The sequence below is a fragment of the Bradyrhizobium sp. GW821-FHT13H05 genome (assembly GCF_058804065.1).
The window spans coordinates 93824-117855 of sequence record NZ_JBXAPO010000018.1 but is presented as its reverse complement, the minus strand read 5'-3'; the positions used below and the strand labels follow the sequence as shown (position 1 = coordinate 117855).

Annotated in this window: 22 protein-coding genes; 7 read left to right on the top strand and 15 right to left on the bottom strand. The window is 65.4% G+C overall.

Features of this window, described 5'->3' with window-relative positions; genetic code table 11:
• Positions 1-5: 5 nt before the first annotated feature.
• The gene (locus tag AC1RR3_RS34275) at positions 6-266 is read right to left on the bottom strand and encodes a hypothetical protein (RefSeq protein WP_492829009.1); all 261 of its coding nucleotides are present in this window, start codon (positions 264-266) and stop codon (positions 6-8) included.
• Between the two features lie 216 nt (positions 267-482).
• Between AC1RR3_RS34275 and AC1RR3_RS34270 the strand changes: the two genes are divergently transcribed.
• Complete coding sequence (locus AC1RR3_RS34270; protein ID WP_492829007.1) at positions 483-1226, top strand: sulfite exporter TauE/SafE family protein; 744 nt, start codon at positions 483-485, stop codon at positions 1224-1226.
• Positions 1227-1242: 16 nt separating this feature from the next.
• Here AC1RR3_RS34270 and AC1RR3_RS34265 read toward each other — a convergent pair whose 3' ends face one another.
• The 5 genes from AC1RR3_RS34265 to AC1RR3_RS34245 all read right to left on the bottom strand — a co-directional run bounded on the left by AC1RR3_RS34265 (position 1243) and on the right by AC1RR3_RS34245 (position 9274).
• Positions 1243-2517, bottom strand: coding sequence for an O-antigen ligase family protein (locus tag AC1RR3_RS34265; protein WP_492829005.1), 1275 nt, complete (start codon positions 2515-2517; stop codon positions 1243-1245).
• A 96-nt stretch (positions 2518-2613) separates the two neighbouring features.
• Entirely contained in the window at positions 2614-4020 is a 1407-nt protein-coding gene (locus tag AC1RR3_RS34260; RefSeq protein WP_492829003.1) for an MATE family efflux transporter, read from the bottom strand.
• Positions 4021-4075: 55 nt separating this feature from the next.
• Positions 4076-5875 carry an ABC transporter ATP-binding protein gene (locus AC1RR3_RS34255; RefSeq protein WP_492829001.1) on the bottom strand — a complete coding sequence of 600 codons (1800 nt, stop codon included), beginning with the start codon at positions 5873-5875 and terminating at the stop codon, positions 4076-4078.
• A gap of 476 nt (positions 5876-6351) precedes the next feature.
• Complete coding sequence (locus tag AC1RR3_RS34250) at positions 6352-7935, bottom strand: DHA2 family efflux MFS transporter permease subunit (protein WP_492828999.1); 1584 nt, start codon at positions 7933-7935, stop codon at positions 6352-6354.
• Positions 7936-7966: 31 nt separating this feature from the next.
• Positions 7967-9274: an HlyD family secretion protein gene (locus AC1RR3_RS34245; protein ID WP_492828997.1), complete on the bottom strand. Its 1308-nt coding sequence runs from the start codon at positions 9272-9274 to the stop codon at positions 7967-7969.
• A 195-nt stretch (positions 9275-9469) separates the two neighbouring features.
• Between AC1RR3_RS34245 and AC1RR3_RS34240 the strand changes: the two genes are divergently transcribed.
• Positions 9470-10105, top strand: coding sequence for a TetR/AcrR family transcriptional regulator (locus tag AC1RR3_RS34240; protein WP_492828995.1), 636 nt, complete (start codon positions 9470-9472; stop codon positions 10103-10105).
• A gap of 52 nt (positions 10106-10157) precedes the next feature.
• Positions 10158-10499 carry a DUF6665 family protein gene (locus AC1RR3_RS34235; protein ID WP_492828993.1) on the top strand — a complete coding sequence of 114 codons (342 nt, stop codon included), beginning with the start codon at positions 10158-10160 and terminating at the stop codon, positions 10497-10499.
• Positions 10500-10503: 4 nt separating this feature from the next.
• Here the strand turns inward: AC1RR3_RS34235 and AC1RR3_RS34230 are convergent, their stop codons facing one another.
• The 3 genes from AC1RR3_RS34230 to AC1RR3_RS34220 all read right to left on the bottom strand — a co-directional run bounded on the left by AC1RR3_RS34230 (position 10504) and on the right by AC1RR3_RS34220 (position 13518).
• A complete protein-coding gene (locus AC1RR3_RS34230; RefSeq protein ID WP_492828991.1) occupies positions 10504-11097 on the bottom strand; it encodes a histidine phosphatase family protein in 594 nt (197 codons plus the stop codon).
• Position 11098: 1 nt separating this feature from the next.
• Entirely contained in the window at positions 11099-12307 is a 1209-nt protein-coding gene (locus AC1RR3_RS34225; protein WP_492828989.1) for an extensin-like domain-containing protein, read from the bottom strand.
• Positions 12308-12630: 323 nt separating this feature from the next.
• Positions 12631-13518, bottom strand: a complete 888-nt coding sequence (locus AC1RR3_RS34220) for a DUF2147 domain-containing protein (RefSeq protein WP_492828987.1) — start codon at positions 13516-13518, stop codon at positions 12631-12633.
• A gap of 207 nt (positions 13519-13725) precedes the next feature.
• Here AC1RR3_RS34220 and AC1RR3_RS34215 point away from each other — a divergent pair, with 207 nt between their 5' ends.
• Complete coding sequence (locus AC1RR3_RS34215) at positions 13726-14505, top strand: DUF2147 domain-containing protein (RefSeq protein ID WP_492828985.1); 780 nt, start codon at positions 13726-13728, stop codon at positions 14503-14505.
• Between the two features lie 187 nt (positions 14506-14692).
• A complete protein-coding gene (locus AC1RR3_RS34210; protein ID WP_492829072.1) occupies positions 14693-16087 on the top strand; it encodes a FecR family protein in 1395 nt (464 codons plus the stop codon).
• A gap of 155 nt (positions 16088-16242) precedes the next feature.
• Here the strand turns inward: AC1RR3_RS34210 and AC1RR3_RS34205 are convergent, their stop codons facing one another.
• Complete coding sequence (locus tag AC1RR3_RS34205) at positions 16243-16812, bottom strand: NUDIX hydrolase (RefSeq protein WP_492828983.1); 570 nt, start codon at positions 16810-16812, stop codon at positions 16243-16245.
• Positions 16813-16878: 66 nt separating this feature from the next.
• A complete protein-coding gene (asd, locus tag AC1RR3_RS34200) occupies positions 16879-17742 on the bottom strand; it encodes an archaetidylserine decarboxylase (RefSeq protein ID WP_492828981.1) in 864 nt (287 codons plus the stop codon).
• A gap of 35 nt (positions 17743-17777) precedes the next feature.
• Here asd and AC1RR3_RS34195 point away from each other — a divergent pair, with 35 nt between their 5' ends.
• Positions 17778-19442 carry an aminotransferase class III-fold pyridoxal phosphate-dependent enzyme gene (locus AC1RR3_RS34195; RefSeq protein WP_492828979.1) on the top strand — a complete coding sequence of 555 codons (1665 nt, stop codon included), beginning with the start codon at positions 17778-17780 and terminating at the stop codon, positions 19440-19442.
• 305 nt (positions 19443-19747) lie between these two features.
• Here the strand turns inward: AC1RR3_RS34195 and AC1RR3_RS34190 are convergent, their stop codons facing one another.
• The 3 genes from AC1RR3_RS34190 to AC1RR3_RS34180 form a co-directional block, all read right to left on the bottom strand.
• Entirely contained in the window at positions 19748-20407 is a 660-nt protein-coding gene (locus AC1RR3_RS34190) for a hypothetical protein (RefSeq protein WP_492828977.1), read from the bottom strand.
• 245 nt (positions 20408-20652) lie between these two features.
• Entirely contained in the window at positions 20653-21342 is a 690-nt protein-coding gene (locus AC1RR3_RS34185; protein WP_492828975.1) for a class I SAM-dependent methyltransferase, read from the bottom strand.
• A 33-nt stretch (positions 21343-21375) separates the two neighbouring features.
• Positions 21376-22428 (bottom strand): glycosyltransferase family 4 protein, encoded by a 1053-nt coding sequence (locus AC1RR3_RS34180; RefSeq protein ID WP_492828973.1) that lies wholly within the window; start codon positions 22426-22428, stop codon positions 21376-21378.
• A gap of 275 nt (positions 22429-22703) precedes the next feature.
• Between AC1RR3_RS34180 and AC1RR3_RS34175 the strand changes: the two genes are divergently transcribed.
• On the top strand, positions 22704-23420 hold the full coding sequence (locus AC1RR3_RS34175; protein WP_492828971.1) for a L,D-transpeptidase: 717 nt from the start codon (positions 22704-22706) through the stop codon (positions 23418-23420).
• Positions 23421-23560: 140 nt separating this feature from the next.
• Here the strand turns inward: AC1RR3_RS34175 and AC1RR3_RS34170 are convergent, their stop codons facing one another.
• Entirely contained in the window at positions 23561-23947 is a 387-nt protein-coding gene (locus AC1RR3_RS34170; RefSeq protein ID WP_492828970.1) for a nuclear transport factor 2 family protein, read from the bottom strand.
• Positions 23948-24032: the final 85 nt, after the last annotated feature.

The following is a 24032-nucleotide window of genomic DNA, read 5'->3' as shown; positions in this document are numbered from 1 at the left end:
TCTTCTTACTGGTGATGACGACGATGGCGCGGGCGAACGGCCGGCGTCACGACTGACGGATAGGCCGCATAAGCCTCGCTCGGTGCCACCGTTTCACCGCGGGCCGCGCGCCCCGCCGGTGTGAGCTGGCCGCCATTGAGCACATCGCGGTCGGGATGGGCGGCCTGATAGGCCGCGGGCTCGGAAAACTGCGCCTGCGCCAAGGTCGGCATCAGGGCGGCCGCCGACAACAGCGCGGCCGCAACGGCAATATTCATGCGGGTCATGATCATGCTCCATCATCTCATCCGGGACGGCGCTGCGATTTCCGGCAGGCCCCAAATTGAAGTATTGGCGTCATGTAGTCGCGTCTTCCGCGAACGCCCGCCCCCGGGGATCACGCTTGCGTGCGGTTTTGAAATTGACCGTCCCGGCCGCAGCCGTGCTATGCGGGCGGGAGCGATCAACAGCTGGGGATCGCCCCTTGCGACAAGGACAATCGGTTGGAAACGCTCACTTACGCGCTGCTGCCGCTCGGCGCATTGGCCGGCGGCTTCGTCTCGGGGCTCGCCGGGTTCGGCACGGCGCTGATGGCGCTGGGAATCTGGCTCTACGTGCTGCCGCCCTCGCTCGCGGTGCCGCTGGTGCTGATCTGCTCGGTGATCGCACAGACCTCGACGCTGCCGTCGATGTGGAAGAGTTTTGATCTCTCGCTGGTCTGGCCGTTCCTGATCGGGGGACTGATCGGGGTTCCGCTCGGGACCATGATGGTGGCCTCGGCCGATCCCAAAGTGTTCAAGCTGAGCGTCGGCGTGCTGCTGCTGATCTTTTCGAGCGCGCTCTATCTGAACAAGAAGCCGCTCGCCATCACGTTCGGCGGCCGGATCGCCGACGGCGCGATCGGTTTTGCCGGCGGCATTCTTGGCGGCCTCGCCGGGTTGTCGGGACCGCTGCCGATCCTGTGGGCCAACATCCGCGGCTGGAACAAGCATGAGCGGCGCGGCATCTTCCAGCTCTTCAATTTCACCGTGCTCGCCACCGCGCTGGTGCTGCAGACGGCATCGGGCCTCGTTGCGTTCAAGGTGGTCTGGCTCGCAGCTGTCGCCTTTCCCGGCACGCTGATCGGCGCATGGGCCGGCGCGCGCGTCTATCACGCGCTGAGCGACAAGCACTTTGGCGATGTCGTGCTCGGCCTGTTGTTCCTGTCCGGCGCCACCCTCGTCTGGAACAGCATCGGCGCGCTTTAGCCTTGTTCAGCCTTGTTCAACCTTGGGCCTTCTTCGCGGCGAGCGCCATGCCGCCGGCGACGCCGACACCGAGCACATAGATCCAGCCCGAGGTGAAATCGAACAGGTGCGTGTTCAGCAGCGAGGACAGCATGTTCTGCGCCACGACCAGCAGGCCGATCCAGCAGGCCAGCCCCTCGCCGCGAAACATCGACAGATGCGCAATCCACAGCGCGTAGAGCACCAGGACGCCAACGACGCCCCACTGCACGGCAACAGCGAGGGTCTGATTGTGCGGATTTTTGACGATCTCGCCGCGCAAGGGATCTGCGTCCACATCGCCAGCCACACTTTCGAACAGGCCGCGGATCGAGCCGGTGCCGTGGCCAAGCACCGGCGCATCCGCGATGAATTGCGCGGACTTGCGCCAATATTCCAGGCGCGAGCCCATGCCGCTGACGTCGTTGCCGACGATGCTGGCCTCGTAGTCGCCGCTGAACTTGGCGACCGTCTGGCGCAGATGCGGCGAGACGTTCCACAACAGCACCGCCAATATCCCCATCGCGCCGGCGGCGGCGAGGGCCGCACGCCAGCGCAGATGCAGCAGCGCAAACACCACGACCAGGACCGGAAGCGTTACCAGCGCGGTGCGTGAGACCACGACGAACATCATGTTGGCGAGAAAACCGACCGCCAGCACGGCGAGCAGCGCCGCGATGCGAACGCGGCCCTGGCGGAACAGCGCCACGATTGGATAGACCAATGCGAGCGCACAGAGCGCGAACTCCTGGCTCTGGTCGATATAGTTGCGCACGGCAATGCCGCTTTCGACCTTGTAGGGCCCGCGCGAGAGGTAAAGCTTCAGCGAAACATCGGGATCGATCGCAACGGCGAAGGAGTAGAGCATCAGCAGCGCACAGGACGCCAGGAACGCCGAAAACACCCAGTGGCCGTAGGGCCAGCGCTCGAACTGGTAGATCAGCAGCGGGATCACCAGCAGCTTTGCCGTCGGCCCGATCGCATGGATCCGCTCCGGCCAGGGGGCATTCGACCAGAGCGTGCCGACAGCGGCGAGGATGACCAGCGCGATCGGCAGGAGGCAGATCGGGCGGAGCAGCGAACGCGGAAATTCGCGGAGATCGACGAACGCGAAGGCGATCAGCCAGGGTATGAGCGCGAAGGTCAGCCCCGTCGTCGTCCACGGCAGCAGCAACGCGATCAGCGCGACGAAGCGGGCCGGCGTGCGATAGCGCGCCGCCCAGATCGCCGAGAGCATGGACGCCGGCCGCTGCTCGTCCAACAATTCGGTCATCACATCCCCGGCAGATTCGAAAAGCCAACCCCACGGCGCGGCAAACTAGCCGGAGCCGTGGTTGGAGGACAAGCGCGTGCCCCGCTCGATCTGTCGCTACGCGGGCTCGCTGACGGGAGGCACAACCGGCGCGGGGCTTGCTGCCTCCGCAACCCTCTCCTGCGGCGGCCGCGGAAGGCGCTTGTCGAACTCGCGGCGCAACAACCAGACGCTCAGGGCGGCTTGCAACGTTGTCGTCGCGATCGACAAATACCATACGTGCTCCATCCGGAAGCCGGGCCACGTCGAGAGCCAGATCGACGGCAAGGAATAGGTCAGGACCCGCGTTGCCGAGGTCCACAACACCGGTTTGGTGTTGCCGAGCCCCTGGAACATGCTGGAGCAGGTAAAGATCAACCCCTGCGCCACCATGTTGAGCGAGATAATCCGCAGAAAGAGCGACGCGACCGCCATCGTCTCTCGATCATTCGAGAAGCCGGCAAGCAACAGGCCCGGTGCGAGCTGCGCGAGGATCAGGAGAATGACCATCACGGCAGTCGCGATGAGCGCCGCCTTGACGAAAGTCTCCCGCACCCGCGCGCCATTGCCGGCGCCGAAATTCTGGCCGGCGATCGGCCCTGCAGCGAGCGCGACGGCAAGCGCCGGCATCTGGATCAGGCCGAGGAGACGCGTCCCGATGCCAAATCCGGCCTGCGCCGCCGCGCCGAAAATGCTCAGCACGTAGTAGCCCACGGCCATGATGATGAAGACCATCACGAACTCACCGCCCGCGGGCAGGCCGACATTGAGGATCCGCTTCCATTGCCGAAGCTGCGGCCGCCATTGCGCGGGATGAAAGGCGACGTAGCGCTCTCGCCTGAGGAAATACCCGAGCAGCATCAGCATGCCGATGAACACGGCGATCGAGCTGGCAAGGCCGGCTCCGGCAACACCGAGCGCATGCCCGGTGCCCCAGCCCGAAATCAGCACCGGCGCCAGCGCGATGTTGATGGCCACGGCGAGCGCCTGCACCAGCATGCTCGGCCGAACAATGCCGGTTGCCCGCAATGCGGACGCCATCACTTGCGTCGCGAATTGCAGCGCCAGCGCCGGCATGAACCAGAGCAGATAGACGGCGCCGGCTTCGACCGTGGCCTCGTCAGCCGCGACCGCGCGCATGTAAGGGCGCGACAGCACCAGGCCGGCGATCAGGGTCAGCAACCCGAACAGCACGGACAGGACGACCGACTGGTTGAAGACGAGATTGGCGTCGCCGCGGTCCTTGCGTCCCACGGCGTGCGCCATCAACGCCACCGTGCCGACGCCGAGCACCTGCATCAGCGCGTTGACGAGAAAGCCGGCATTGCCGGCCGCCGCGACACCGGCGATGGCCCCCTCGCCGAGTCCCGAGACGAAGTACAGGTCGACCAGCTGGCAGATCATGATCGTGATCATGCCGACCACGATCGGAGGTGCCATGCTCAGGATGTGGCTCACGATGGAGCCGCTCGTCAGGTCCTTCATCTCATTCCATTTCCGGCGACGCGGCTTTCGGATCGTCGTCCGTCAGCCACGCGCCTCACTCCGCTGCTGCGATCCGCCCGAGCTCCACCACCTGGCGCTCGAACAGGCTGCGATAGATGCCGCCTTGTTTGCCCGCGAGCATGGCATGGGTGCCTTGCTCGACGATCTCGCCGCGGTCGAACACCAGGATCCGATCGAGGCTCCGTACCGTCGACAGCCGGTGCGCGATCACGATCGAGGTCCGACCCTTCATCAGCCGCTCCATCGCCTGCTGGATCAGCGCCTCCGATTCCGAATCGAGGCTCGACGTTGCCTCGTCCAGGATCAGCACCGGCGCATCCGCCAGGAACGCGCGCGCCAGCGCCACGCGCTGCCGCTCGCCGCCGGACAATTTCACGCCGCGCTCGCCGACCAGGGTGCCGTAACCCTTCGGCAGGCGCAGGATGAAGTCGTGCGCGTTCGCCAGCCGCGCGGCCTGCTCGATCGCCTCGAGGCTGGCGCCGGGCCGGCCATAGGCGATGTTCTCCGCAAGCGTACGGTGGAACAGGATCGGCTCCTGCTGCACGATCGCGATCTGGCTGCGCAGCGATTGCTGCGTGGCCAGCGCGATGTCCTGCCCGTCGATCAGCACGCGTCCATCGGAGACGTCGTAGAGCCGCTGCACCAGCTTGACGAAGGTTGTCTTGCCGGAGCCGGAGCGGCCGACGAGGCCCACGCGCTCGCCGGCGTGGATCGTCAGCGACAGCCCGTCGTACAGCGGCGCGCGATGGCCGCCATAGTGGAACGTGACGTCGTCGAACACGATCTGGCCGCCCTCGATCGCGATCGGCCGCGCGTCGACCGCATCGGCAATGCCGATCGGCTCGTCATGGATCGCCACCAGCTCCTCCATGTCGTTGACCGAACGCTGGAGGTTGTTGATGTGCATGCCGACGTCACGCAGATAAGCGTGGATGACGTAGTAGCTGGTCAGTACATAGGTGACGTCGCCGGGCGTCGCGTGCCCGTACATCCACAACAGCACCGAGCCGCCGATCACGGACCCACGCAGGCACAGCAGCAACGAGAGCTGCGCCATGGCGGTGTAGTTGTAGCGGAACCAGGTGCGACGCACGCGCGTGCGCCAGCGGTTGATGACGCGGGCGAGCCGCGCATCTTCCCGCGCTTCGGCGCCGAAGGACTTCACCACCGCGTTGCAGGTCAACGCATCGGCCAGCGTGCCGCCGACCTTGGTGTCCCAGGCATTGGAGATTCGCGCGGCCGGCGCGATGTAGCGGGTCGAGAACAGCACCGTCATCGTGACATAGAAAAGCGCCCCGAGCGCGATCACCGCGCCGAGCGAGGCCCAGTGCACGCCGAGCAGGATCATCGACCCGATCAGCACGACTAGCGATGGCAGCAGCGCCAGCAGGAGGGTGTCGTTCAGCAGGTCGAGCGCCCACATGCCGCGCGTGACCTTGCGCACGGTAGAGCCGGCGAAGGAGTTGGCGTGCCAGTCGGTCGAGAATCGCTGCACGCGCATGAACGCGTCCTGCGCCACCTCCGACATGATCTTCAGCGTGAACGGCACGATCACCTGCAGGCCTGCCAGCCTCAGCACCATCGAGGCCGCGCCGAGCGCCACGATGGCGCCGAACGCGACCAATGCGGCGTGACGCGCGTCGGTATCGGACGGTCCGCGCGTCAGCGCGTCGATCAGGTGCCCGGAGAAGACCGGCATGAAGAGGTCAGCGGCGGTCGCGCCCAGTAGGCCAATGACGATGGCGAGCGTGCGCCCCGGCTGCTTCAACCAGTGCCGGAACACGAAGGGCAGCACCACGCGTATCGCCGCGGGCTTTTTTGACAGAGCGGTCATGGCATCATCCGGCCGCTTGGGCGCGCGCCGGCTCCATCGATGGACGCAGGCCGGCCGCAAGGGCCGAGACGGCGTCAGCTAAAATTGGCTTTGACTTGGGAAGTTGGGCGATCGGGACCTGGTGCCCAATCGAAGCTGGCTGAAATGACCTCTAGGAGGTCGAGCACACACCGAGCCAGAACATCATCGAGCACGGGCGCGCGATCTGCGAAAGCGACGAAATCATGCAAATCTCTCCCCGGTTCGAATGAATGAGGTGCGCTTTATAGATGTACCGTTTGCGGTTTGCAACGGGGGTCCTGCGAGATCACGGACGAGTGTTGCAATTTGGTGCGGGGTGCCGCCTAGCCCTCCGCCATCATGCCCCGCGAAGGCGGGGCATCCAGTTCGCCGCGGCTTCCCGGTTCTAGCCGCGCCGTCTCGGCGTACTGGGTCGCCCGGTCAAGCCGGGCGACGACACCGAATATATGGCTCGTTCAGTGCGCGTCGCCGCCGCCGGCCATCGACGCCGGCTTTTTCAGCAGCGTCACCAGCAGGCTAAGGCCGAGATAGAACAGCGTCAGCATGAAGAAGGCATCACCATAGCTCATCACCGCGGCCTGGCGGTGCACCAGCTGCGAGAGCTGCTTCATCGCCATCAGCGTGGAATCGCCGAGCCCCTGGAATTTCTGCGCGAGCATGGTCAGGGTTTCGGTCGCGGTGGCGTTGCCCCAGGTCACACGCTCCTGAAGGCGGGTGATGTGCAGGTCCGTGCGGTCGTTGAGCACGGTGTTGATGACGGCCAGGCCCACGGCGCCGCCGAGATTGCGCATCAGGTTGAACAGCCCCGAGGCGTTCTTCACCCGGTCAGGCGCCAGCGTGCCGAGCGCGATGTTGTTGGTCGGCACCATCGCGAACATCATGCCGATGCCGCGCAGGATCTGCGGCACCAGCAGCTCGTAGAAATCGTAGTCGCGCGTGATCCAGGTCATCTGGTAGGAGCCGATCGCGAACACGATGAGGCCGAACGCGATCATGTAGCGCATGTCGAGCTTGACCATGAGACGGCCGACCAGCGGCGCGACCAGGAACATGGTGATGCCGGAGACGAACATGGTCTCGCCGATCATCAGCGCGCTGTAGCCGCGCACTTCGGCGAGGTAACGCGGATAGATGTAGGTCAGGCCGTAGAGGCCGATGCCGATGCAGAATTGCAAGAGGCAGCCGATCGCGAAATTGCGGTTGGAGAAGGTGCGCAAATTGACGATGGGCTCGGCCGCCGTGAAGACGCGCCAGAAGAAGGCGATCGCCGAGATGCCGCAGATCCAGGCGCAGATCGCGACCGAGGGATCCTGCATCCATTCATATTGCGGGCCTTCCTCCAGCACATATTCGAGCGTGCCGAGGAAGCCGGCCATGAAGATCAGGCCCCACCAGTCGAAGCGGTCGAGCAGCTCGAAATGCGGCTCGTCGAAATCGACCAGCGCCAGCACGCCGAGGGTGATGGCGATGCCGGGCACGACGTTGATGAAGAACAACCAGTTCCACGACATCAGATCGGTGATGTAGCCGCCGACCGTCGGCCCGATCGTCGGCGCCAGCGTCGCGACGAGCCCGATGATGGGACCGACGATGTGGAATTTGGAGCGCGGGAAGACCGTATAGGCCGAAGCGAACACCGTCGGGATCATGCCGGCGCCGAGAAAGCCCTGCAGCGCGCGCCAGAGGATCATCTCCTCGATGGTGGTGGCAAAGCCGCAGAGCAGGCTCGACACGGTGAAGCCGGCGGCCGAGATCGCAAACAGCAGCCGCGTGCCGAAGGCGCGCGACAGGAAGCCCGACAGCGGGATCGCGATGACTTCGGCAATCAGATAGGCGGTCTGGACCCAGGAGACTTCGCTGGAGCTCGCCGACAGTCCGGCCTGGATTTCGCTGAGGGAGGCCGAGACGATCTGGATGTCCAGGATCGACATGAACATCCCGAACACCATGATGATGAAAGCGAACAGCCGCTTCGGCGCGATGCGCTCCGAAGCGGGGTTCGCCATCATGGCAGGTGGAGCAGTCGTGGCGTTCGCCATGGTCTGACCTCGCAGCGCTCAGAGAGCGCGTTTATTGCGGATGGACCATGGTGGGATCGTCGAGATCGACCTCGCTGTCGGCGTCGGCCGCGCCCTTGTTGGTGTCGACGGTCGCATAGATCGACATGCCGGCGCGGAGCAGGTTCTGCTTCGCCACCGATTTCGGCACGCGGATGCGGACCGGCACGCGCTGCACGATCTTGGTGAAGTTGCCGGTGGCATTGTCGGGCGGCAGCAGCGTGAACACCGAGCCGGAGCCCGCCGCGATGCTGTCGACGACGCCAGAGAACTTGCGCATGCCGTAGGCATCGACCTTGATCGTCACCGGCTGGCCGGGACGGATGCGCTTGAGCTGCGTTTCCTTGAAATTGGCATCGATATAGACGTCGTCGAGCGGCACGACATTGCCGAGGCGCTGGCCGACCGCGATGAAATCGCCGGCGTTGACGAGACGGTTCGAGAACGTGCCGTCGACCGGTGCGCGCACCGCGGTGAAGGCGAGATCGCGTTCAGCCTTGGCGAGCGAGGTCTTGAGCTCGGCGAGCTGGGCCTGCGCTTCGGCCTGCTGGGCCTTGGTGACGTCGACATTGCTGACGGCGACGTCGTAGGCAGCCTGTGCGGCCTTGACCGCGGCGGCGCCCTGGTCGCGCCCGGCTTCCGAACTCTCGAACGTGGCGCGCGAGGCAAAGCCCTTGCTGCTCAGCGCCTGCTGGCGCTCATAGTCGAGATCGGCGCGCTTGAGGCCGGCTTCGGCCGAGACCAGCTGCGCCTTGGCCTGTGCGACCTGGCTCTCGAGCGCCGCGATCTGGCGGCCAATGCGATCGATCGTGGCCTGCTGGGTCGCGATCCGGGTCGCGGCGGCATCGACCGCGATCTTGTAATCGCCGTCGTCGATGCGGAAGATGATGTCGCCGGCGCGCACGGTGGTGTTGTCACCGGCGAGGATCGAGGCGATGTGGCCGGCGACGCGCGCACCCAGCATGGTGTTGTTGGCGCGCACATAGGCGTCGTCGGTCGAGACATAGAAGCGGCCGACCAGCGTGTAATAACCGGCGTAGCTCGCTGCCGCGAGCGCCAGCACGAGGCCGACGCCCATCATGACGAATTTGCGCTTGCCGGATTTTGGCGCGGCAGCAGCGGGGGCGGTCGGGGCCGGCTTGTCCGTCACGGGCTTCTCCGGCACCTCGCCGGTGCGGCGCTTGGTTTCCTCGGCCACATGGGAGCGCAACTGCTCGGCGAGGGCTGCGGGCGCCTCGGCCGCCGCTTCGCCGTTCGCCGGAATCGTCTCTACCGCTTCCTGGCGAAGGACGCGCGCTACCTGGTCTCTCGATACGGCCATAAAGGCCTCCCCAAAAAAAGTGCGATCAAGGGCGGCCGCCCTGCGGCCCGCTCCTCTCGCTGATCCCAAATATCATTGACCGAACGGTTCGGTCAATATACATAATATTCCCAGGCAGGACCGTACTGGCCCGAATCCTTTATTTGCGTTTCATAGTTCGGCACCTCTCCAGAAACCTTCCGAGACCCTGAACCAATGGTTGTAGCTGCCAGCGAACATCTGCACGTCCTCCAAGAGGAGGACAGCTCCAAGCGCCGCCAGATCCTCGACGGTGCCCGTAAGGTGTTCATGGATCTGGGTTTTGACGGCGCCAGCATGGGCGAGATCGCGCGCGCGGCGCAGGTCTCCAAGGGCACGCTCTACGTTTACTTCGCCGACAAATGCGCGCTGTTCGAAGCCATCCTCGAGCAGGAAGCGCTCCAGCACGGCCAGGTCGTGTTCAATTTTGATCCCGCCCGCGATGTCGAGACCACGCTGAACGAGTTCGGCCAGGCCTATATCCACCTGCTTTGCCGGCCCGGCGGCGGGTCGGCGATCCGCACCGTGATGGCGATCGCCGAGCGCATGCCCGATGTCGGCCGCCGCTACTATGCGCGGGTGCTGGACAAGACCATCAACCGCCTCACCGATTATCTCAAAGCCCATGTCGCGTCCGGCGATCTCGCGATCGGCGATTGCGACCTTGCGGCGTCGCAGTTCATGGAACTGTGCAAGGCTTCGCTCTTCCTGCCCTTCGTGTTCCAGGCCGCGCCCGCGCCGTCGGAAGAGCGCATGACCGAGGTGGTCGACAGCGCGACGCGGATGTTTCTGGCGGCGTACCGGGCCAAGTAACAGCAAGCGGCCGCGCGTTGCGCAGGCCGGCCCCCGGCGTTATTTTTGGGCCATGTCTCGTGATCTTCGCCCGCCCGTCGATATCCTCCATTATGAGATCGTCCAGGAACAGGCCTCGGCGCTTGGACGGATGGGCCGCGCCCTCGAACAGGCGCTGGCGCGCTTGCGCGAGTTCGACGCCGCGCACGCTGCCTCTGAACTGCCGGCATCGATGCAGCCGGCCCGGCGCAAGCTGGTGCTGGAGGCCGGCCAGGCGCTCTGGATGCTCGTGGTGCAACGTGAGGCGTCCGGCTTGCGCGACAGCCGCCATATCATGCGGACCTACAACGTCCCCGGCGAGGTGCAGCTGTGCATGGGGCTGGTCCCCGCGCCGTCGAAGCCGACCTCGACATAATTCCTTAAAGCGACGCCCCGGTCTCTTCCATCTTGCGCCACCCATGCAGAACATGGCGCCCATCCCGCGCGAAGGTGAAGATATGGCCGCCGCCGGCCGGCTGATCATAGGCGCGATCGATGGGGTGGCCGGCATAATGGCAGAGCAGCAGCGTGCCGACCGCGCCGTGGCCGACGAAGAGAACTTCGCCGGGACGATTGCGCGCCAGCACCGCTTCGGCCTCGCGCACGATGCGCGCCTGCGCATCCACTGCACGCTCCCAGCCGCGGACGCTGAGATGCGGCTGTGCGAAGAATTGATTGGCGACCGCCTCGAATTCGGCCGGCTTCAGGAAGCCGGTCGCCGAGCGATCGTTCTCATGCATGGCCTCGCGGATCTCGATCATGATGCCGAGCAGGCGTGCGATGATCTCGGCTGTCTCGATCGCCTTGCGTTCGCCGCTGGAGATCACTTGCGTGGTGTTCGCGAGCCAGCTTGCATTCGCCACGGTCTCGGTGCGCGCGCGACCGACTGGGCTCAGGCCCCATTGCGGCACCGGCACATCGGGATCGATCTGTACCTGCGGGTGGGTGAGATAGCGGACGATGTCGGTGGGCATCTTAGTCGTCGGCGTACTCGTCTTCTTCCTGCTTGCGCGTCATGCTCTTGCGCGCACCGAGCGAACCGGTCACCGACGGATCGCGCGCATTCGCATAGGGATTGCGCGACTGCGCACGCGCGGCGACCTCTTCGCCGGAGACCGCGGCGGGCTGGCAGATCAGCCGGCGGCTGGCGCGGCGCATCAGATCCACGTGGATGTGATCGTAGTGATAGACGTTAGAGCCCGGCGCGAGCACCGTGGTGAAATGCGCGCAGGCGCCCGACTGCACGTCGCGCAAAAAGCCCTGCTCTTCCGGCATGCCGCGCCAGCCGTCCTTGACGGAGACGCGGCGGCCATCGGCGAGCACGAAGGCGGCGATGTCGAGCGCATTACCGAAGGCATGCTCGGAGATGTGGGCATGCGAGTTGCCGTTCATGCCGCGGCAGGAATAGGCGGAGATCTGCTTGATCTCGACGACGCGGGCGCCGAACCAGCGCATCGCCGACGGCTGCACGGTGTCGGCGAACCAGCGGTCGAGCTCGGACACGATCGGACAGGCGAGCGTCGCGACCGGCTTCACCGCGACCGGGCCGACGGCGGTGACGGGACTGCCCTGCGCGGGCCCGAGCCGCGGCAGCGGTTGCTGCGCCGGCGGCTGCGAGTATGGCGCCGCCGACCGGGCCGGATAGCTCGGCGCATTCATGTAGCGCGCAGCGCCCGCGGCATCGGTGCCATCGGGCGGCAGGTCGATCTCGTCCTCCTGCGGCGCCACGCCGGGTGCATTCAGCGGCATCGGGCCGGGCGAGGCGCCATAGCCGGCAGGCTGGCGCACCGCGCTCTCGGGATAGTTGGGCCGTTGCGGATAGGACGACGCTGGATAGGTCTGATTCTGCGGATAGTTCGAGCGCGGCTGCGTCACCGGCCAGCGCGGCTGGCCACCGACGCTCCCGGGCGGGCGCAGTTCCTCATCGGCAAAGCCGTAGCTGCCGGAGGGCTCGCCAATGGCGGCAACCTTCAGCGGATACTCGGCGCCGCACATGCCCGGGCCGGAGATCGGCTCGATGCGAACGATGTCGGCACTTTCCTTGACCGCACCCGATTTCAGGCACGCAGCCTCGGCCTCGGCCCGCCACGGTTCACGTTCGGCCTGGAAAAAGCCGCGTCCGCAACCCGCAAGCGAAACAAGGACGATGGAGCCGACGAGATACAAACGAACTCCGCGCGTCATGCACGCACGTTCGGTGAATTTACTTAAAGACTCTTCAACACGTTGATTTCAGTGTTCTTTAACCATACCGGGCGCGGCAACGCCGGGCACTGCGAAAGATGAGCGACAGCAAGGCTGACTTTTTCGAAAGCAGACATTCTGTTAACCATGAGGCTGCGCGCAAAGCGGCGCGCATGGAGGGAGCGACCTCATGACGTTCGCCGGGAGACTGAGCGTAGTCACCGCGTACCTCGCCATGGCCTTTGTCGGCGCCATCGTGCTCGGCATGATCTAGAGATTTTACGACGGCAGCGCGGGCCTGACCGGCGCCGGACCGGGAGGCGCTACGACCTTGCGCCCCACTGGCGCGACGTCGAGAACACCTGCGCATGCGGCTCCTCGACGCGAATCCAGTCGTTGCCGGAGCACCAGAAGCGGCCGAGCGCGCAGGCTTCGACGTAGAGCTTGCCGGAGGCCGTCAACGTCATCCTCCCGTAATAGGTGCTGCCGCTGGAGCGGCTGTAGATGCTGCCGGTCCAGACGTCGTGCGTCTTCGGCTTCATGTTGACGAGCACGCTCTCGCCCCTGTTCGACGCTTCGGTGAGCGCGAAGCCGCATAATGCCGGGCCACAGCGTTCGATGCGAACCGTGCCCTTGGCGCCGGTGCTCTCCCATTCGCCGAGCGGCGAATAGGCCGGCTCCTCGTCGCTACGCTGTGCAATCGGTGCGGCTTGCTTGATCTCGGGCTTGGGGCCAATGGCCGACTGCTCCAGGCGCGGCGGATCGAGCGCAACAATCTTCGGCGGATCTACGCGTTGCAGGTCAACCCGCGGCGGATTGGCGCTCAGCGCGTCACTCCTTGGCGTCTCGAGTTTTGGCGCCGGCGGCGGCACGACGGGTTGTGACGTCGTGGCAGCAAGGACGGGGACCGGAGATGCCGGCGGCGGGGCCACGACCGCTGCTTGCGCTGGCCGCGCCGGAGCAGCCGGATAAACCGGCTGTGGCGCCTGGACCACTGGCGCAGGCGGCGGGACTGGTGCCGTGCTGACATCGTCCGTCGCGCGAAAGCTGCGGCTGGACACCGAAACGCAGGAGGTGGACCGGCAATTCCTGGGCGCCTCGATATGGAACCGGTGGCCGCCGATCGCGAAGGAGTAGGAACCGGCCTGCGCCGCGGGCGCCACCGCCGTCAGTGCGATCACGATGCCAAGCGAAGTCACAAGCCGCGTCATCGGCGCCTCCCTCTATGTCGCGACGAGATTACGCGGAATGCACGGCGGCTGAATGTGCGCTGGCTCACCCAAGCCTCGATGAGCGGGCTGCACCTCCTTGTGATGTCCGTCACGGAAGGCGCGACCGGCCCGCCGTAGGGTCGAACCACGCTTCATCCACCAGCGACTTCAGTCCATCTCGGGACCGCACATTTTTCGGAGGTTGTCATGAACAAGCTCACCATCGCCGCCACCGCGCTCTTCCTCGCTTCGACCGCCGTTGCCCATGCCGGCAACGCGATCTCCTTCCAGATCGAAGGCCAGCACATCCGCATCGAGACGCCGCGCAATTGCGCCTCGCTCGACTGCGTGACCATCGTCGCGCCGGGCCTGTCGAACAAGCCGATCAAGCTGAACAACATCAACCTCAAGGGCCTCGGCTCCAAGGACGACGACGCCGACACCACGCCGGCTCCAGCCACCACCACCGCGCAGCCCGCGCCGGCTCCGGTGCTGCCGCAGCCCGTGCAGCCCGCGCCGATGCAGGCGACCGCGCCGGCAGCTCCCGTTGTTGCCCCCGCCGCTCCGGCGACCACAATTGCCGCCGCGCCGTCCGTCGATACGACGACGCAGCCCGCGCCGGTTGCGGCGCCGGCCCCGGTCGCAGCAGCTCCGGCCTATGCGCCCGCTCCGGCGCCGGTTGCCGCCGCGCCGGTGCAGGCCGCCAACACGCCGATCGGCATCTGGGCGACCGAAGAGAACAAGGGCAATGTCCGCGTCGAGCAGTGCGGCACCAATCTCTGCGGCTATGCCGAGAAGACCAACGAGCGCATCCTGATCAACATGAAGCCCGATGGCGCCAAGTGGAGCGGCCGCATCCACGATCCCGACTCCGGCCGCAACTACGACTCGACGATCGCGATGAAGGGCCCGAACGCGATGCGCGTGCAGGGTTGCGCCTTCGGCGGCATGTTCTGCGGCGGCCAGACCTGGAAGCGCGTGAGCTGAGGCCAAACGTATCGCGGCTGACAAGCCTTCTTGTTCTTATGATGGCGCCACGTCCCTGACACCGGGACGTGGCGTTTGAACGTTCATCCCGTCCATGCGACAGATGTTCATCCGCCGTTCAGCCATGTCAGGCTGAAATCGGCGGACCTCGCCTCGCGCTCTCACCGGGACCTCATTCGTGGCTTTGATAGTGGCTTGGCGCCGCTTCGTGTTTGCTGTTCCGCTGCTGGCTCTGTCGCTGGCCGGCGCGAGCGCTGCATCCGCCTCCGAGACCATCGAGCTTGCGCAGGCCCAGCCTCAGGCACAGCCGGTGCCCGCGCCCTCCCCGACACCATCAGCCTCGCCGACACCCGCCACAGACGCGCAGCCGGCCGCCGTCGAGCCGATCGGCAACGTCGCAACCGTCACGGGGATCGCGACCGTGATCCGCGACAAGAACTCGTATCCACTCAAGGTGCGCGACGACATCTATCTCAACGACGTCGTTCAGACCTCGTCGAATTCCGCGCTCGGCATCACCTTCAACGACGCCACCACGTTCAACCTCTCGGCCAGCGCGAAGATCACCATCGACAATTACATCTATGAGGACGGCGGCAAGCAGAATTCGGCGATCTTCGACATCGGCAAGGGCACCGTCGCCTTCGTCGCCGCAGCCGTGGCGAAGACCGGCGACATGAAGATCGCGACGCCGACCGCGACGCTCGGCATCCGCGGCACCACCGGCGTCGTCGACGTGCCCGAGAACGCTACTGCGAACACTGCGAATAACGTCAACATCAAGCTCTATCCCGACGCCGACGGCCGGGTCGGCCACATCGAGGTCAACGACCGCAGCAGCGGCACGCGGCTCGGCGCGCTGACGCAGGCCGCAAGCGGTTTTGCGATCCGCCCGGGCGCCGGCGGCACAGGCGGCATGCGCTTTGCCGCGGTGCCGATCACGATCGCTCCGCAGCAGATCGCGCGCGACCGCGGCTTCGTCAGCCAGGTGCATCTGGCGCAGACCGCGGGACGGCAGATCGTCACCGAGCAGCGCGACTTCCGCCGCGCCAATCCGGCCGCGATCAGTCGCATTCCGCGGCCGGCGCAGCCCCCGCAACAGCAGCAATTGCGGCCGAACAATGCGCCGGGCCAGCAGCCGCAGCGGCCAAACGGCCAGCCCGGTCAGAACAACCGTCCGGGTCAGCAGCAGCCGGGCCGCCAAGGCAGCCAGCCGCCGCAGCGGCAGGGCCAGGGACAACAAGGACAAGGCGGCGCCGTGCAGCCGGGCACGCCGCGCGCGGGTCAAGGTCAGCGGCAACAAGGTCAGCAGCAACCTGCGCAGCAAGGCGCAGGTCAGCCGGCAGGCACACCGCGCACCGGACCAGGTACGCAACCGGGCGGAGCGCCGCAGACGCAGCCGGGTGCAACACCGCAGCCGCAAACGCCGCGCACCGGATTGCAGCCGGGCCAGCCGCCCGCGGCTCAACAGCCAGGCATGCAGCGACCCAGCGGCTTCCAGCAGCGCCTGCCCGGCGCACAACGCCCCGCAGCGCCGCGCAAGCCGGCGCCGGCTCCGAAGGAAAAGAAGGAGCGGCGGTGACGGTGTCCGCCTCTCACCCTGAGGGACGTTGCGCGCGCCGCCCCTCCTCCGTCATTGCGAGCGTAGCGAAGCAATCCAGAATCATTCCGCGGAGGGACTCTGGATTGCTTCGCTGCGCTCGCAATGACGACTTGGAGGCAGGGCACGATGACGGCTCACGCCTCGCCGCGCAGCCAGGCCTTCACCTTTTGCAACAAGCCATGCCGCAGCTCATCAACCGAGGCAGCTTCGGCCGGCGTCAACGTTTGCAACGCTGCATCGACGTCGTCGGTTGCCGGTGGTAGCGGCGCCTCGGGTGCGGGCGCTTCCGACAGCCCCGAAGCCGCAAGCGCGATCGGACCCACCTGAACCAGGAACGCGCGCTCATATTCGCGCGACAGGCGCGCGATCGCGTCATCCAGGGACAGCCAGTCGACCGCCTTGATGTCGTTCATCAGCTTGCGGACCGGCCCGCCCGTGGCCTCCATGCGCCAGAAATGCACGGCCTTGGAGCGGCCGCCGGACTGGTAGACCAGTGTCCCCAGGAATTCGTGGATGGCGACCTCGTGGCCGGTCTCCTCCAGCACCTCGCGGTGCGCGGCCTGTTTCGGCGTCTCGCCGTCGTCGAGCTTGCCCTTGGGCAAGACCCATTCATTGCGCTTGCGCTGGCGCACCACTGCAACCAGCGGCGGCGCGCCACGCCGCAGCACAATACCCCCCGCCGCCAGTACCGGCGCCCGCGCCATCGAAAATCTCGCCGTGTCGAACCGTCCCCGCGAACGATATAGGCGGACCGCACGGCGGAATGAAGACTAGTTTTTTCTCAGCAGCGCTTGACCGGCGCGGATACGCGTGCCCTCGGCGATACCATCGCAAAACGCAAAATCGCCGGGCGCGAGGATGATGATGGTCGAGCCGTGCTCGAACCAGCCGAGCTCCTCGCCCTTGGTCACGTCGACATCGCAGGGAAAGTTGACCGGGCCGCGTGTCTGCGCATTCAGCACCATGTCGAGGAAATGCAGGCGGATGCTCGCGACCAGGATCGCGGCGACCGGCACCAGCGTCACGGCTTCGCCTGAACTGAGATGCGTCCGGATCACCGCGCGCTCGTTCTTGCAGAACAGACGCTCGACCCGCTTCAGCGCGATCGGATTGACGTTCCAGACGTCGCCATGGATCAGCGTCACGCGCTCGATATGCGCGTCGTAAGGCGCGTGGAAGCGGTGATACATGCTCGAGGTCAGGCGCAGCGTGACGAAGCTTCCGTTGCGGTGCTGATCGACCAGCGCGGAATCGCCGAGCAGGTCGAGCAGCGAATAGGGCGCGCCCTTGACCTGGAACAGCTCGGTGTCGGCGATCCTTCCATGGGCACCGACGATGCCGTCCGAGGGGCTGGCGACAATGGATGGGTCCGGATCAAACGGCCGCAGGCCGGGCTTCAGCTCCCGGGTGAAGCAGTCGTGCAGGCTCTTGAAATGGGTCTTGCGTGCCTCCGACAGATCGAGGTCGGAGAACAGCTTCCACAGCGCGATCGAGCCGTCCCGCACGAGCGGATTCTCGATCTTGGAGAACCAGCCCATGAACCGGGTCAGCGCGGCGCGGGGGATGCGGTTGGTCAACAGGAAGTTGAGGTCTTCCTGCTGGGTGAAAGAGGCGATGAGGGCTTTGACTGTCATGAATCTGTCAGCTCGCAGTATTAGCGCTTGTTGTCATGGAAACGACACTCCCGATTCTCTCATTTTCCGTGGCCGCCGCAGCGTCCGCTGCCGCCGCCTTCCCGAAGCTCAAGGCGCGGATCGAACTCTCCCGTGCCAAGCACCGCTCGCTCGCCGGACACTCCAAGATGTCGCGCCGGGTGGCCAAGCTGCTCCCGTTCTACGAGTTCGAGGGTGACAAATATTTCGGCTGCGACGGCGCGCCCGCGAACATCGTGGCCCAGCGCAAGGACGCCTTCTTCCGCCTCGCGCGCCTCTACGGCGAGCGCTACCCCAAGGGCCGCGCGATGACGAAGGAAGCGGCGGAAAAGATTTCCGACCTGCACTTCACCGAGACCTACCGCGTGCCGTTCCAGTTCTCGCGTCTCGTCCGCGAGCATCTGGGCACCTCGACCTTCATGGAATCGTCGAGCGGCGTCACCGTCACAGATGTCGACGGCAACACCTCCTACGACCTCACCGGGTCCTACGGCGTCAACATCTTCGGCAACGACTTCTACAAGGAGTGCATCGAGGGCTCCGAGAAGCGCGCGCATGCGCTCGGTCCCGTGCTCGGCCCCTACCATCCCGTCATCATCGAGAACGTGCAGCGGCTCTGCCAGATCTCCGGCCTCGACGAAGTCTCGTTCCACATGTCCGGCACTGAAGCCGTCATGCAGGCGGTGCGGCTGGCGCGCTACCACACCAAGCGCACGCATCTGGTTCGTTTCGCCGGTGCCTATCACGGCTGGTGGGGCGACGTGCAGCCCGGCGTCGGCAATCCCATTCCCGCGCACGAGACCTACACCCTCGCCGAGATGTCGGAGAAGACGCTGCATGTGTTGCGCACGCGCAAGGACATCGCCTGCGTGCTGGTCAATCCGCTGCAAGGCCTGCATCCGAACGGTAACGCGCCCGGCGATTCCTCGCTGGTCGACTCGTCCCGCGGCGGCAATTTTGACCGCGCGGCCTATACCGAATGGCTCAAGAAGCTGCGCGAGGTCTGCACCGAGCGCGGCATCGTGCTGATCTTCGACGAGGTGTTCGTCGGCTTCCGTCTCGCGGCCGGCGGCGCCCAGGACTACTTTGGCGTGCGCGCCGACATGGTGACTTACGGCAAGAGCCTCGCCGGCGGCCTGCCGGTCGGCGTGGTCTGCGGCAAGCGCGAGCTGATGCGCCGCTTCAACGACGACCGCCCCGCTGACATCTGCTTTGCCCGCGGCACCTTCAACTCGCATCCCTACGTCATGACGGCGATGGACGAGTTCCTGAGCCGGCTCGCCAGCCCGAACTTCCGTGCCATCTATGACGGGCTGGACGCCACCTGGAACGGTCGCGCCCAAAAGCTCAATCAGATGATGACGGACGCCGGCCTGCCGGTGCGTTTCGCCAACTTCTCGTCGATCTGGACGGTGAAATATACCACGCCGTCCCGCTACAACTGGATGCTGCAATATTATCTGCGCGCCGAAGGCCTGTCGCTGAGCTGGGTCGGCACCGGACGGCTGATCTTCAGCCTGAACTACACCGACGCCGACTTCACCGAAGTCGCCGAGCGCTTCGTTCGCGCGGCGGAGAAGATGAAGGCCGACGGCTTCTGGTGGCACGACGGCGTGCTCACCAACAAGACCATCAAGCGGCAGATCCTGAAAGAGATGCTGGCCAAGCGTTTTGGACGCTAAGGCCTTTCCGCACTTCTCCACAAACACCGCCCTCTCCTCCCCCTCTCCCCGCCTGCGGGGAGAGGGTTGGGGTGAGGGGGGCTCTCCGCGCGCGCGGTGAGAGTTGGCGGACAATCCGGAAGCAGCGCCCCCGCGGAGGGCCCCCCTCACCCGAATTTGCGCTTCGCGCAAATTCGACCTCTCCCCGCACGCGGGGAGAGGTGAAGAGAGCGCCGCGTGCGCAGCCCCCAAGACGTGGATGCCCGGGACAAGCCCGGGCATGACGCAACCAATGGACATCGGAGGGTTCGATATGCGCGGCGCGCTCAGGCGTGCTGCTCTTCGAGCGTGGGCTCGGAGATGAGGCCCAGCGTGTGCTCGGGGTTGAGATGCAGGCCCGGATCCATCAGCTCGCCGCGCATCAGCGCCATCGGCGCAGTGCGATAGAGCATCAAATCGTGGAAGGGATCGGTCAAGATCTTGGTCATCCAGACGAGGCCGGTCTCGACGTCGCGGATGAAGAACAGGTGCACGGTGCGGAACAAGAGACCGCCGCCGCCGATCACGAGCCAGATCTTGGCGACCTGCCGCATGAAATCGGTCGCACTCGCCCAGGGCGTGAACAGGCCGAACAGTGTCGGATCGACGAACAGCACCAGCGGCGATGCCGCCCAGATCGCCATCAGCACCACCTTGCGCTGAAGGTTGTAGCCGACCTTGATGTCTTCCTTGTACTCGTGCGTCGCCTGGTTGATGTGGTCGTAATCGTGTGGCTCGAAGAAGAAGTGACCGGCCTGGCGCGAGGTCATCGAGACCAGCCAGCCGACCAGCGCAGAGATCATGGGATCGACGAACAGCCAGACATAGGCGAAGAGAAAGCTCAGCGCGCTGACGAAGTGCAGGCTCTGGTTGATGCGGCTGTGGTGATAGTAGCGATGGTCGTCCCAGCGCTGGATCCGCAGCTGCTCGAGATAATTCTTGATCATGCTCTCCCCCAAAATGCTTTCGGGTTCTGGATTTACAGGGATTCGATGTACGCCATGTGACATCATCATTTTGTCATGTGACGATGTGCAGCGGCGCGATGACGCACGCGTTACGCTCTATCCCCTCATCCTGAGGAGCGCGGAACGCCCGTCTCGAAGGATGAAGGCCGAGGTGCATCAGCACGGGCCTTCATGGTTCGAGACGGCGCTTGCGCGCCTCCTCACCATGAGGAGCAACAGCAGTGCTAGGCCGCCTTGGCGACGTCGACCTTGCGGAAGCGCACCAGCGAGAAGTGACCGAGCGGCGGAATCAGGCGACGCTCGGCAAGCTCGATGCCGTTGGCGCCGGCCAGCCACTTGGCATAACGCGACCAGGCGAACTCGGCGGTGCGGAAGCCGAGCGGACGCACCACCGGCTGGAGCTTCTGCTCGATGAAGCGGCGCATGCCAGTGTCGGCGCTGACGCGGGTCAGGATGATCAGCTCACCGCCCGGGCGCAGCACGCGAGCGAATTCGTCGAGCGCCACTTCCGGATTCGGCACGGCGGTGACGACATATTGCGCCATCACGACGTCAAAGGAATTATCGGGGAATTCGAGCTTCTCGGCATCCATCACCGCGAGACCCTCGACGTTCTTCAGTTGGCCCTCGGCCACGCGCTGGCGCGCCTTGTCGAGCATCGCTTCTGAAATGTCGGTACCGAAGATACGCAGATGCGGCGCGTAGAGCGGCAGCGAGATGCCGGTGCCGACACCGACCTCGAGCACACGGCCGCCGATCTTGTTGGTGGCCGCGATCGCGGCCTGCCGGCCCTTGGCGAACACGCCGCCGAACACGAGATCGTAGACCGGCGCCCAGCGGTCGTAAGCCTGCTCAACCGTGCCACGGGTGAGGTCGAGCTGCTGGGTGCCGTCAAGGTTCATGATCTTAGCCATCGATGAGGTTCTCGCTGTGGGTCAAAGTAAAGATCAACCGCGCACCGGCCGCCGCGCCATGACGGGCGAGGCGCGCAAGGCACGGCTGGGCTGAAGTGAGGTGAGGTTTCCGACGAACTGGCGCGCGCTGTTTTCCCAGGAGCGCTCTAGCGCGAAGTTGCGGCAGGTCTCGCGCGACATCGTGAGTGCGCGCAGGCACGCGGTACGCAGATCATGGTCGATCGCGCCGATCGGATGATCGGCGATGACGTCCTTGGGACCCGTCACCGGAAACGCCGCAACCGGCGTGCCGCAGGCGAGGGCCTCGAGCTGAACGACGCCAAAGGTGTCGGTAAGGCTCGGAAAGACGAACACGTCGGCGGCGGCGAGATGTGCGGTGAGATCCGCGCCCTTCTTCTCACCGAGGAAAACGACATCAGGATATTTCTTTTCGAGCGCCGCCTTTTGCGGGCCGTCGCCGACGACGACCTTGGTGCCAGGCAAATCGAGCGAGAGGAACGCTTCGAGATTCTTCTCCACCGCGACGCGGCCCATGGTCATGAAGATCGGGCCCGGCAGGTCGAGCTTGGCGGGACTATTGGGGTGGAACAGCTCGGTGTTGACGCCGCGCGTCCAGAACCCCAGCCGCTTGAAGCCGCGCTCGGAGAGCTCCTGCCGCAGCGAGGGCGTCGCTACCATCGTCATCGCGGCGGCGTCGTGGAAGTGGCGCAGCACCGCATAGCCGACGGCCGCGGGGATGCCGGTCCGCACCGAGACGTATTCCGGAAAGCGCGTGGTGTAGGAGGTGGTGAAGGCGAGCCGGTTGCGGCGGCAATAGGCCCGCGCGGCCCAGCCGATCGGGCCCTCGGTCGCGATGTGCAGCGCTTCCGGCGCGGCCTTCTCGATCCGCCGCGCGATTTCCTTAGCGCTCGGCAGCGCGATGCGCAGGCCCGGATAGGTCGGCAGCGGCCAGGACGGGAAGCCGTCCGGGGTCAGAAAGTCGATCTCGACATCCAGGGCCTTGGCGGCAGCAGCCAGCGAGGTCAGCGTCCGGACCACACCGTTGACCTGCGGATGCCAGGCGTCAGTCGCGATTAATACCCGCATGGGAAAATCCCGAGAGTTTGATGATTCTCGGCTTTCGACCATCAACCATGGATATTTCAGGCGTGTGACGTCACAGAAATGTCGGCCCGCTGTTTTGTTCGTTAACGCGTCGGCGGCGCCACGAAACCGTCATGAAACAATCCTTGCCGCCATGAAACCGTTTTCGGTTTTCCGCGCAAACGTCCCGAAACTTATTGTCGTTAGTGATTTAGGCAACGGAGCACCGAAACGGTGCCGGGGTGACCAAGAAACACCTAAGCAAACAGGGGCGACCAATGTTCAATCTGGACACGTTCAAGACGTATTCGCGCGCCGTTGCTCTCGGTGCGGTGGCTGTTACCGCAATCGCATTCGCCGGTCCGGCCAAGGCCGCTCCCGTGCAGCTCTTCCCCTTCTTCCAACCGCTGCCGCCGATGGCCGCGCCGCAGCCGATCCAGCCCTATCAGCCCTACCAGGCGGCGCCGTCCCAGGCTGCACCGTCGGAGGACCAGGACGCCGTCGAGACGCCGGCCCGCTTCCGCCGCCAGACCGTCTCCTACGCGACGCGTGAAGCGCCGGGCACCATCATCATCGATACACCCAATACCTATCTCTATTACGTGCTGGGTAACGGCCAGGCCGTTCGCTACGGCATCGGCGTCGGCCGCGACGGCTTCACCTGGTCCGGCGTCCAGTCGGTGACCAAGAAGGCCGAGTGGCCGGATTGGACCCCGCCGCCGGAGATGATCGCCCGCCAGCCCTATCTGCCGCGCCACATGGCCGGCGGCCCCGGCAACCCGCTGGGCGCCCGCGCCATGTATCTCGGCGGCACCGTCTACCGCATCCACGGCACCAACGCCCCCGACACGATCGGCAAGCACGTCTCGTCCGGCTGCATCCGCCTGACCAATGAGGACGTCTCCGACCTCTACTCCCGCGTCAACGTCGGCACCAAGGTGATCGTGCTGCCGATGACCGAGCGCCGCGCCGACCTCGGCGCCGCGACGCGCTAAAGCGACAGGACATTGTGACGAAAACGGCCCCGGAACCTGCCGGGGCCGTTTTCGTTTGCGCCGGTGATCGCGGCCCATCCTTCGAGACGCCCGCCTTCGGCCGGCCCTCAGGGTGAGGGCTGAGTGCGCGGCATCTTGCTCTATGTTTCGTATCTCCGCTCGACGTGGAACGATTTCGCCGTAATCAGCCAGCTGCCGTCGATGCAGTGATAGGCCAGATAATCAACGTACTGGAGCACGTCGATCCGGACTCTGACCTTCACCAGGGCTTGCGCGGGCGACGCCAGATCGATCAGCAAAATCTCCTGGAGGCGTGGGGCATTCTTCGATTTGGGCGACGCGGTCGAGGCCAGCATCGTCCTGTAGTCGCGAACGGGCAGGATCCGCAATTCGGCGTCGCGAAATCCGTGGAGCTGCGCAGTCGGTGCAAAGACGCGGTCGAACTGCGAAACATCATTGTCGTACATCAGCGTGAAGTAACGTTCGACGGCCTCCAGCAGAGGCGCAAGGTTCGGGCTCTCGGTCATGGCTCACTCCATCAGCAATGTCGGAGCAATCCATCCCACGGAAAGCCGAGGCATGTCCTTGCGAACTAGGCTAATCTCGAAGCCT